Genomic DNA, 10971 nt, shown 5'->3' on the forward strand with positions numbered 1-10971 from the left:
CGGAGCGGGCCGGGCGCCCGGCCCGCTCCGCGCATCGGGGACGGCCCTCGCGGTGCCGGGACGGACGGCCGAGAAGGCCGGTACTCAGGGGCCGAGGGCCGGGGGCCGGGGCGGCACTGGACTCGGCGCACACCGGTACCCCGGCACATGCCGACGTCTCAGCGCGCGCTGACGCCTCAGCGCACGCTGACGCCCAGGGACCCGAGTCCGGCCCGCCGCACGGCCGTCGATCCGTACGGCGTGCGCAGCCGCAGCCACGCGCCCGCCGCCAGCAGCTTCAGCGGCTGCTCCGGCCGGCCCCCGGCCGTCGGCCGCAGGAAGCCCAGCGACTGCGCCGCGTGCGCGGCCCGCAGCGGGAGCTCGGTGCCGCCGACCGGCCGGGACCAGATCTCCTGGCCGATGCCGTCCAGTTCGGCCCGGGTGCGCCGCTCGGCCGGCAGTGCGCCGATGCGGGCGCGGAAGTCGGCGACGGCCTGGGCGACCATCGCGCGGACGGCGTCGAACGGCGGCAGTCCGGGCTCCGGCCGCCAGCCGCCGCGCGGCGGCAGGACGCCGGCCCACGGCGGTCCGGTGACGGCGGCCGGCACGCCGGCCGTGGCCGCCCTCTCGTCGAGGGACTCCAGCAGCTCACCGGCCGAGACGGTCGCGTCGAGGGTGACGTCGAGGCCGTTCTCGTAGGGCTTGGCGAGCCGCGCCGCGCGGATCGCCAGGACCTCGAACGACGGCGGCCGCCCGAACACCGCGAGGGTCTTCCCCGCGGCCTGCAGCCGTACCGCGGCCGCGCGGTCGTAGTGGATCAGCCGGGACAGGAAGGCGGCGAGGTCCGCCGCCTCCCCGTCGTCGGCGAGGTGCAGGGCCGTCGTCGTCATGCGGCGACGGCCTCCGAGGCGTCACCGGCGCCGTCCGTGTACTCCTGCAGGAACTCCCGCTCCTCGGCGGTGATCCGGCGGGGCCGCTGGGCCTCGAAGTCGAACGGGACTATGACCGTGGAGGCCCGGACGTAGACCTGGTCCGGGTCCTTGACCTCGTAGGCGATCGTGAACGACGCCGCCCTGATCTCCGTGACCCACAGCTCGACGTCCACCGGGGCGTGCCGGTGGACGAGCTGGCGCTTGTAGTCGATCTCATGGCGCGCCACCACGGACCCCTGCTGGAAGTCCTTGTCCGGGCGGAACAGGAAGTCGATACGGGCTTCCTCCAGGTAGCGGAGGAAGACCACATTGTTGATGTGGCCGTACGCGTCCATGTCCGCCCAGCGCAGCGGGCAGCGGTAGATGTGCCGCAAGATCAGCCCCGGGTCAGCTTCTTGTAGGAGGCGCGGTGCGGGCGGGCGGCGTCCGGGCCCAGCCGCTCGACCTTGTTCTTCTCGTACGACTCGAAGTTGCCCTCGAACCAGAACCACTTGGAGTCGCCCTCATACGCCAGGATGTGCGTGGCGACGCGGTCCAGGAACCAGCGGTCGTGGGAGACGACCACGGCGCAGCCCGGGAACTCCAGGAGCGCGTTCTCCAGCGAGGAGAGCGTCTCGACGTCGAGGTCGTTGGTCGGCTCGTCGAGGAGCAGCAGGTTGCCGCCCTGCTTGAGGGTGAGCGCGAGGTTCAGGCGGTTGCGCTCACCGCCGGAGAGCACGCCGGCCGGCTTCTGCTGGTCCGGGCCCTTGAAGCCGAACGCGGACACGTAGGCGCGGGAGGGCATCTCGACCTGGCCGACGTTGATGTAGTCCAGCTCGTCGGAGACGACGGCCCACAGCGTCTTCTTGGGGTCGATGTTCTCGCGGCTCTGGTCGACGTAGGAGATCTTGACGGTCTCGCCGACCTTGATCGAACCGGAGTCCGGCTGCTCCAGGCCCTGGATCATCTTGAACAGGGTGGTCTTGCCGGCGCCGTTCGGGCCGATCACACCGACGATGCCGTTGCGCGGCAGCGTGAAGCTGAGGTCGTCGATCAGCACCTTCTCACCGAAGGCCTTGCTGAGGTTGTTCACCTCGACGACCACGTTGCCCAGGCGCGGGCCCGGCGGGATCTGGATCTCCTCGAAGTCCAGCTTCCGCATCTTGTCGGCCTCGGCGGCCATCTCCTCGTAGCGGGCCAGACGCGCCTTGGACTTGGCCTGCCGGCCCTTGGCGTTGGAGCGGACCCACTCCAGCTCTTCCTTCAGGCGCTTCTGCCGCTTGGCGTCCTTCTGGCCCTCGACCTTGAGACGGGCCGCCTTGGTCTCCAGGTACTTGGAGTAGTTGCCCTCGTAGCCGTGCAGACGGCCGCGGTCGACCTCGCAGATCCACCCGGCGACGTTGTCCAGGAAGTACCGGTCGTGGGTGACGGCGACGACGGTGCCCTCGTACTTGGCGAGGTGCTGCTCCAGCCAGTTCACGGACTCGGCGTCGAGGTGGTTGGTGGGCTCGTCGAGGAGCAGCAGGTCGGGCGCCTCGAGGAGCAGCTTGCACAGGGCGACGCGGCGCTTCTCACCACCGGAGAGGTTGGTGACGGGCCAGTCGCCGGGCGGGCAGCCCAGGGCGTCCATGGCCTGCTCCAGCTGGGAGTCCAGGTCCCACGCGTTGGCGTGGTCGAGGTCCTCCTGGAGCTTGCCCATCTCCTCCAGCAGCGCGTCGGAGTAGTCGGTCGCCATCAGCTCGGCGATCTCGTTGAACCGGTCGAGCTTGCCCTTGACCTCGGCGACGCCCTCCTGGACGTTCTCGAGGACGGTCTTGTCCTCGTTCAGCGGGGGCTCCTGGAGCAGGATGCCGACGCTGTAGCCGGGCGTCAGGAACGCGTCGCCGTTGGACGGCTGCTCGATCCCCGCCATGATCTTCAGGACGGTGGACTTACCGGCACCGTTCGGACCGACGACGCCGATCTTGGCACCCGGGAGGAAGTTCAGGGTGACGTCGTCGAGAATCACCTTGTCGCCGTGCGCCTTGCGCGCCTTGCGCATGGTGTAAATGAACTCAGCCAAGAGAAACCGTCCGGCAGCTTGAAATCAGGCAGTGGGCAGATACACCCCATCTTGCCAGCCGTCCACCCCCGGGCGGAAACCAGTCCGCCAGGACGCCCTTGAACTGCTGCTTCACCACCGGGGGCGACAACCGGGACGGCGACCCGCCCCTCACTGTCGGTTACAGCCAGTCACCGCTGGTCACCGGCACGGCTCCGCCCGCCCGGCATCGCGCGGGCCGGGGACGGCCCGGCCGGAGGACGGCGACGGCCCCGGGCCGCCCGGGGGGCGGGGCCGGGGCCGTGCGGGCCGGGTCGGGCGTCGCGCTCGTGCGGGAGCGTGCTTCCGCACGGGCGGGACGGCGTTCCCGCCGGCGTCAGTCCTGCGTCGGCGTCTTCTTCTTGCGGACGAGGAGCACCGCAGCGCCGCCGAGCACGACCAGGGCGATCGCCACTCCCGCGATCACCGGCGTGGCGCTGGAGCCGCCGGTCTCGGCGAGGTCGGCGGTGTTCGCGGAACCGGCGACCGAACCGTCCACGGTGGCCGGGCTGGGCTCGCTCAGGGTCTGGGTCGTCTCGCCGCCCGGGCTGCCCTGGGTCTCGCAGTCGAGCACGCCCTTGAACCGCTTCTCGTAGCCGTTCGGGCCCTCGATCGTGAAGTCGTAGGCCTGGTCCTCCTGGAGCGGGACCGTCACCGTCTCCTTCGCGCCCGCCGCGATGGTGTGCTCGACGCCCATCAGCTCGAAGGCGAACGCCTCGTCGCCCTCGTTGGAGGCGGTGATGTCCACACCGCCCTCGGCGCAGTTCTTCTCCGCCGACAGCGCGGGTATCGCGCCCGTCTCGGCCCAGTTGGCGGTCGCCGTCGCGGAGACCGTCGACTCGCTGGAACCGGCGAGGATCTGCGTCTGGCTCCTGGTCTCCGAGGCGAAGGCCCGGCCGACCGGCACGGTCGTGGACGCCTGCACGGTCAGCGCGGCCGTGCCGTCCGCCGTGTCCTCGGGCACGTCGAAGAAGAGCCTGCTGCCGTCCGTGGCGGACGTCACCTCCTCGCCCGCCTCGTCGACGATCCTCACGCCGTCCGCGGCGGCGACCGCGGGCGGCGTCACCGTCACGTGGTCGGCGTTGGTGCGCACCGTGACCGGGCCGAGCTTCTCCCCGGCGTGACCGGAGACCGCCGGCGGGTCCAGGGTCAGCGAGGCCCGGGGCTCCGCGAGGCTCCGGGCGCTCTTCTCCAGGTAGTCGGCGAGCTTCTCCGCCTGCGGGTCGACGGCGTCCACGTCGGCCCCGTCGGAGAAGCGCCAGATGGCCACCTGCGTGCCCGCGGCCGCGTCCTCCTCGGTGAGGCTGCCGGCGCCCGCCTTCCGCGCCAGTGCCGCGAGATCGTTGACCTGCGGGTAGGAGTTCTGCAGGATCCAGCGGATCCTGCCCGCGTCGGGGTTGCCGTTCAGCGACGTGCCGCTCCAGGGGGTCTCCTGGTACCTGGCGTCCTTCTGCGTCGGGTTGTGGATGTCGATGCAGTACGTCTGCAGGGTGCCGCCGTTGTCGACGGACATCTCGAACAGGCCCGCCGACACCTTCTGGTCCCCGTCGTCACCGTGGATGACGGCGGGCCCGGACGTCGTGAGGCCGCCTATGGTGGCGGTCGCGCCGCCCTGCCGCTGCGGAGTCTCCTCCGCGACCGCCGTGCCCGCGGCGGCCAGCACGCCCGCCGCGACCAGACCGGTCACCGCGGCCGCGGCGGCGAGACGCACCGCCCCCCGCTCGCGCGAGGCCGACGCAGAGAACGAAGAAAGCACAGAATTTCCCTTCGAGCGGGACCCGGTGACACGAGGACTGGCGGCCCCACCTGCAGAATCGGAAGCCCGAAAGCCGATGCCCGGCATCCTAGGTACGGGCCGCACCGCGCTTTGCGGTCATACCGTCCGATCAATGATCCGAATCGGAATCGTTATCGCCGGGCGCGTTTGCGAGCCGGGTTTATCGACAAATCCATGACCTTCGTCCCGGACGTGCCCGTCGATAAGCGGCACTTCCTGCGTACGACCGCAAACGGGATCCGGCGTCACACCGGGGACCCCGCCGGGACGGTGTCGCCGGACGCGGCGAGAGCGCTGCCGTCGGACGCGGCGGCCCACTCCGCCTCCCCTTCTCCCTCTCCGGCGGTCCCCGGCCCCGCCGGTGCCGCCCCCCAGCCCGTGTCCGGCCCCGCCGACGCCCTCCCCCAGCCCGTGTCCGAACCGGCCGGTGCCGTCTCCCGGCCCTGTCCGGGAAGCGCGGGCCCCGTCTCCCGGTCCGGCTCGGGCCCGGCGGCCGGTGCCGTCCCGTCCCCCTTGGCCGTCCCGCCCTTGGCCGCGCGGCGGAACGCGGACGTGCCGCGGGCCAGGTTGTGGCCCACCGCCGTGGCGTCGATGTCCGCCGAGGCCCAGCCGTGCCCCTCGCGCACCTCGGTGCGCACCCTCAGCCTGCCGTGCACCACGACCGGGTCGCCCACGGTGACCGACGCCTGCACGTTCGTCGCGAGCGCCCTCCTGGACCACACCGTGAAGAAGTTGGTGTGCCCGTCCGTCCACGCGTTCTTCTCGCGGTCCCAGTACCGCGCCGTCACCGCCAGGCGGAACCTCGACGACGCCCCCGCCGCCGTCTCCCGGTACACCGGCTGCGTCGCCACGTTCCCCGTCACGCACACCGTCGTCTCGTTCATCACGGACCCCTCCCTCGTCCCGTGCCGCGCGGGACCGTCCCGCGCGGTCGCGTCCGCCGCGGCGGTCCCGTTCACGATGTCCGCCGCGGCCACCGCCGTCCCAGACTGCATCCGCCGGACCGGGCCCGCAGGACGCTGTGTCCTACCGGCCGGTTGTGGACAACTTCGTCACCCACAAGGGGCATCGGCCCGCATGAGGGGCCGCTCCCTCCTCCCCCACGGCCTCGGGCCCTCCCCGGCCTCACCCCGCCGGCACCCCGACCCCCGTCACCCGCGCGTACTGCTCCCGCACCTCCCGGTAGCGGAGCAGTTCCGCGGCGACCGGGTCGAGGACGCGCGCCCGGCCGCAGCCCGCGGCGGCCTCCCGCAGGCGCCGTTCCGCCTCCTGCCCGTACCGCCGCGCCGGCCCGCGCGCCGCGAGGCGGCAGGCCCACTCCACGACGGGGCCGCCGACGATGCCCATCGCCATCAGCAGCACCGGGACCCCGAGGTTCGGCGCCGCGGTCCCGAGGACCTGCCCCAGCAGCCACAGCCCGCCCACGACCTGGAGGAGCGTCATGGACGCCTGCGCCAGGACGGCGAGCGGCCACCAGCCGGGCCGGGGCGGCCGGCCCGGGGGCGCCGCCGCCCGCAGGGTCATCTCGTCGAGCGCCTCGGGCAGGCCCTGCGACCCGCGCACGGCGGCCTCGCGCACGGCCTGCGCCCAGGGGTCGGGCAGGCCGGCGGACGCCCGCTCGGCCACCGTGCGCACCGCCTGCTCGACGCGCTGGCGGGCCGTCGCCTCCTCGTCGTCCGGCGTGCGCACGACCAGCCGGTCCGTGGGGGGCTCGCCGCGGTCCCGGTACCAGCGCCACAGCCGCAGCCAGGGCGTGCCGCACGCGCGGTTGGCGTTGCGCAGCCAGGCGCGCTCGGCCGTGTCCCCCGCCGCCGTGGCGCCCACCGCGTCCGCGAGCCGGGCGGCGAACTCCTCGCGCGCCCGCTCGCTCAGCCCGGTCCGCCGCCCGGTCACGTAGACGGGCCACAGCCGGGCCGCCGCCGCGTCCAGGTCGGCGGCGACGCGGCGCGCGGCGGCGCCCCGCTCGGCGACGAAGTGGCCCAGGGTCTCGCGCAGTTCCCCGACGCCCTCCCCGGTGGCCGCGGACACCGCGAGCACGGTCGCGCCCGGTTCGCCGTACTCCCCCAGGGCGACGCCGTCCTCGTCGAGCAGCCGCCGCAGGTCGTCGAGGACCTGGTGGGCGGCGTCCCCGGGGAGCCGGTCGATCTGGTTGAGGACGACGAAGGTGACCTCCGAGTGCCGTGCCATGGGGCGCAGGTAGCGCTCGTGGAGCACGGCGTCGGCGTACTTCTCCGGGTCCACGACCCAGATCACGGCGTCGACCAGCGCGAGGACGCGGTCCACCTGTTCACGGTGCTGGACGGCCGCCGAGTCGTGGTCGGGCAGGTCGACGAGGACCAGGCCGCGCAGCGGGTCCTCGGCCCCGCCGCTCTGCAGGGGCCTGCGCCGCAGCCGTCCCGGGATGCCCAGCCGGTCGATGAGCCCGGCCGCGCCGTCGCTCCAGCTGCACGCGATGGGTGCCGCGGTGGTCGGCCTGCGGACGCCGGTCTCCGAGATGGCCACGCCGGCGAGGGCGTTGAACAGCTGCGACTTGCCGCTGCCGGTGGCCCCCGCGATGGCGACGACCGTGTGCTGCCCGGAGAGCCTGCGCCGGGACGCGGCCTCGTCGAGGACCCGTCCGGCCTCGGCGAGCGTCGCGCCGTCGAGCCGGGCCCGGGAGAGCCCGACCAGCTCGCGCAGCGCCTCGAGCCGGGACCGCAGGGGCCCGTCGTACGCGAGCGGGACCACCGCGGGCGGCCGGTGGTCGGCCCCGGCCGCCGCTCCTCCGGGCCGGCCGTCGGCCTCCTCCGCCACGCGCCGCGCGATCAGTCCGTCGTCCCAGGCGCCCTGCGGGGCGGCGGCACCGGACCCGCCGCCGAAGGCGCCCGCGGGCCCGGAACCGTCCTCCGCGCGCGCGGTCGCCCCGTGGACGGGCCCGCGCGCGTCCTCGCCCCGGCCCTGTCCGCCCACACGCCCGGCGCCGTCGCGTACGCGCGCGTGCGCGACCGTGTCGCCCCTCTGCCCGGCGTCCGCCCTCTCGTCCTCCACGCGCGCGTGCTCCCCGCTCTCTCGGTCCTGCCGGTCCTGCCGGTCCTGTCGGTCCTGTCGGTCCTGTCGGTTCTCCCGCCGGTCCAGCCGGTCCTGCTGGTTCCGCCCGTCCTGTCGGCCCCGCTCCCGGCTCCGGCCGTCGTCCTCCGGAGGGTCGGTGTGGTCCCTGTGGTCAGTGACGGCAGCCACCGCGGTCACCTCTCCTTCTGCAGCACCGACAGCGCGGCGATGAGCTCGGCCTGGGGGTCCGCCCGGACGTCGAGCGCGTCGAGCGGGGCGAGCCGCCGGTCCCGCTCGACGCGCAGCGCCTGGTCCAGGTACTGGGTCAGCAGCCGGCCGCCCCGGTCGCGCAGCCGCAGGGCTCCGTGCGCGCCGATCCGCTCGGCCAGGCGCTCGCCCGCGGACCGGGCCCGGCGGCCGCCCAGGAGGGCGGTGGCGACGAGCGCGGCCACCGCCTCGGCGTCGGGGGCGACGCTCCTGTCGAGTTCGCCGACCTCTTCCTCGGCGAACTCCTCCAGGACACGGCGCCAGCGGCGTACGGCCAGGCCGATGCGGTGCTCGGCGGTCTCCAGTTCGGGTTCGCGGTCCGTCAGGACCTCGACCCGGGCGGCGGGTTCGCGCCGCCAGACCTCGTCCACGCGCTCGCCGGCCGCGGACACCGCGCACAGCAGCAGGGCGGCGAGGCTCTCGACGAGGGCGTCCAGGAGTTCGCCCGGGGTGCAGTCCAGCGGGTAGCTGCGCCACCGCTTGAGGGCGTCCCCGGCGAGCACGGCCCCGGCCTGCAGCCGGCCCCGCACCCGGGCGTACTCGGCGTCGTACGCCCCCTCGACGGCCGCCGTGAGCCGCAGCGCGGCGGCGTACTGGGCGGCCGCGGCGCCGGCCAGCTCCGGCATCCGCACCGCCAGCGAGTCGAGCGCTCCGCGGGCCGTGCGCGTCATGACCTGCTCGCGGGCCGCCGGGTCCTGCGCCTGGTTGACGAGCCAGGCGCGCAGCGGCGCCACGGCGGTCGCCGGCAGCAGGCCGCCGCCCCAGGCCGACTCGGGCAGCTCCGGCACGGTGAACCGGGGCACGTCGCCGAGCCCCGCCTTGGCCAGCAGCGCCCCGTACTGGCGCGACACCTCGGCCACCACCTGGTGGGGCACCCGGTCGAGGACGGTGACCAGGGTCGCGTCGTGCTCCTTGGCCGTCCGCAGCAGGTGCCAGGGCACCGCGTCGGCGTACCGCGCGGCCGTGGTGACCATGATCCAGATGTCGGCCGCGCAGATCAGCTCGGCGGCGAGCACCCGGTTCCGCGCCACCAGGGAGTCGACGTCGGGGGCGTCCAGGAGGGCGAGGCCGCGCGGGAGGGTGTCGGCGGTCTCGATGCGCAGGACGCGCGGGCCGTCCTCGTCCGGCAGGAGCGGATCGTCTCCGGCGTCCTGCGGGGGCACCCACGCGCGCGTGAGCCCCGGCAGGACCCGCGCGCCGCTGAACCAGTGATGGTCCTCCGGGTGGCACACCAGCACCGGGGTGCGCGTCGTCGGCCGCAGGACCCCCGCCTCGCTCACCCGGCGGCCCACGAGGGAGTTGACGAGTGTCGACTTGCCGGCGCCGGTGGAGCCCCCGACCACGGCGAGCAACGGCGCTTCGGGCTCCCGCAGACGGGGCACCAAATAGTCATCGAGCTGCGCCAGCAGCTCGTCGCGGTTGGCCCGCGCGCGCGGGGCCCCGGGCAGGGGCAGCGGGAAGCGTGCGGCGGCGACACGGTCGCGCAGGGCGGAAAGTGCGTCGAGCAGCTGAGGCCGTACGTCCAAGGTCACCACATGCGAAGAATGCCCAATTTCAAGAGCTTTCTGAAGCATATGAGCACGTCTGCGTGCCGATCCAGCACACGGGACGGAAGGGACGACTGGGGCGCAGGCATAACGAGTGCACAACACCCGGGGCGTGGGACGCCAAAAGCGATGCACGATTCGCACCTGCCTGCGATTATCAGGACCGCTTCACCGAACCTCCACATCGAGCCACGGAGGGGAAGCATCAGGGACAAGGATCGGTGAGCCCTATCCTTGTCCCCGGCAAGGTCACGGATCAGCCCACACCCGGGCACCAGCACCACAGGCCACCACACCCGGCCCCCGTAGCTCAGTGGATAGAGCAGGCGCCTTCTAAGCGCTTGGCCGCAGGTTCGAGTCCTGCCGGGGGCGCCATCTTCCGTCCGGCGTCCAGCCCTCCTTCAGGGGAGGGCTTTTTCGCTGTTCAGAGCCGTCCGCCGGGGCGTACGCCCGCGCACGGGGCGGCCGACACGCCGTCCGCGCGGTGGCCGAGCAAATAGGCCGAAACAACGCCGGCCGCCCGGCGCGCCGGACCTGCGCCGGGCCCCGTGCCGAGCCCCGCACCGGCACCGGACGCCCCTCATGACTCCCGCGCGACACGCCGGGCGCCCGGAATCCCCCGTCCGGCCGCACCCGTCCGGGGCGCCGCACCCCGCCCCGCGTCGGCGCTCGGGCCGCGTCCCGCGCCGGGCGCCGGCACACTCCGCTTTCCGCCCGTCGCGCCCCCCAGGACTCGTGCGCCCCGGACGGAGGGCGGCCGCACCCCTCCACGCCCTCATCGGAATACCCAGGCCGTCACCCGTACCCATGTATCCGCACTTCATATGTTTTTGTACCGCTATGGCGCATGTTGGCGGATGATGCCCCAATGACCCCGTTACCCACCTTGTCCGGCCGCGTTGAACCGACCGTGCGGTCGCGCTCGTGCAGCCGCCCCCTCGACAGAGAACGGAGAGAACGTGATGTCTCGCATCGCGAAGGCAGCCGGAGTCGCCCTCGGCGCGGGTGCCGTGGTGATCAGTGGTGCCGGTCTGGCCCTGGCGGACTCCGACGCGCAGGGCGCCGCCATCGGCTCGCCCGGCGTCATCTCGGGCAACACCGTCCAGGTCCCGCTCGACGTGCCGGTGAACCTCTGCGGCAACACCATCGACATCATCGGCCTGCTGAACCCGGCGTTCGGCAACACCTGCGTCGTCAAGAGCGACCGCGAGAAGCACCACGGCGGCGACAGCGGCCACGGTGGTTACAGCGGCCACGGCGACAAGGGCCATGGTGACAAGGGCCACGGCGGCCACGGCGGCGACAGCGGCCACGGCCGCTGAGCGGCCGACCGCACAGGTCGGCCCCCGGAGGTCGCGGACCCGACCGGGTCGGGTCCGCGAC

At 73.8% G+C, this 10971-nt stretch carries 8 protein-coding genes and 1 tRNA gene; 2 read left to right on the forward strand and 7 right to left on the reverse strand.

Annotated elements, in window-relative coordinates; genetic code table 11:
• Window positions 1-176: 176 nt before the first annotated feature.
• From IE271_RS39220 to IE271_RS39250, 7 genes are all read right to left on the reverse strand, one after another.
• On the reverse strand, window positions 177-869 hold the full coding sequence (locus IE271_RS39220; protein WP_190195222.1) for a DUF8010 domain-containing protein: 693 nt from the start codon (window positions 867-869) through the stop codon (window positions 177-179).
• Complete coding sequence (locus IE271_RS39225) at window positions 866-1285, reverse strand: acyl-CoA thioesterase (protein ID WP_190195223.1); 420 nt, start codon at window positions 1283-1285, stop codon at window positions 866-868. The genes IE271_RS39220 and IE271_RS39225 overlap by 4 nt, the downstream gene beginning before the upstream one ends.
• Before the next feature lie 2 nt (window positions 1286-1287).
• Window positions 1288-2952: an energy-dependent translational throttle protein EttA gene (gene ettA, locus IE271_RS39230; RefSeq protein ID WP_190195224.1), complete on the reverse strand. Its 1665-nt coding sequence runs from the start codon at window positions 2950-2952 to the stop codon at window positions 1288-1290.
• Window positions 2953-3307: 355 nt separating this feature from the next.
• Window positions 3308-4726 (reverse strand): Cys-Gln thioester bond-forming surface protein, encoded by a 1419-nt coding sequence (locus IE271_RS39235; RefSeq protein ID WP_229919939.1) that lies wholly within the window; start codon window positions 4724-4726, stop codon window positions 3308-3310.
• A 266-nt stretch (window positions 4727-4992) separates the two neighbouring features.
• Window positions 4993-5631, reverse strand: a complete 639-nt coding sequence (locus IE271_RS39240) for a single-stranded DNA-binding protein (protein WP_190195226.1) — start codon at window positions 5629-5631, stop codon at window positions 4993-4995.
• Window positions 5632-5872: 241 nt separating this feature from the next.
• On the reverse strand, window positions 5873-7963 hold the full coding sequence (locus tag IE271_RS39245; protein ID WP_373308909.1) for a GTPase: 2091 nt from the start codon (window positions 7961-7963) through the stop codon (window positions 5873-5875).
• A gap of 5 nt (window positions 7964-7968) precedes the next feature.
• Entirely contained in the window at window positions 7969-9576 is a 1608-nt protein-coding gene (locus IE271_RS39250) for a dynamin family protein (RefSeq protein WP_190195228.1), read from the reverse strand.
• Window positions 9577-9887: 311 nt separating this feature from the next.
• On the opposite strand from IE271_RS39250, the gene IE271_RS39255 reads away from it, so the two are divergent.
• Window positions 9888-9963: transfer RNA gene (locus IE271_RS39255), tRNA-Arg, on the forward strand.
• Between the two features lie 587 nt (window positions 9964-10550).
• Window positions 10551-10910 carry a chaplin gene (locus IE271_RS39260; protein ID WP_190195229.1) on the forward strand — a complete coding sequence of 120 codons (360 nt, stop codon included), beginning with the start codon at window positions 10551-10553 and terminating at the stop codon, window positions 10908-10910.
• Window positions 10911-10971 lie beyond the last annotated feature (61 nt).

The organism is Streptomyces minutiscleroticus (assembly GCF_014650875.1).
In the GTDB taxonomy this organism is placed as follows: Bacteria; Actinomycetota; Actinomycetes; order Streptomycetales; family Streptomycetaceae; genus Streptomyces; species Streptomyces minutiscleroticus.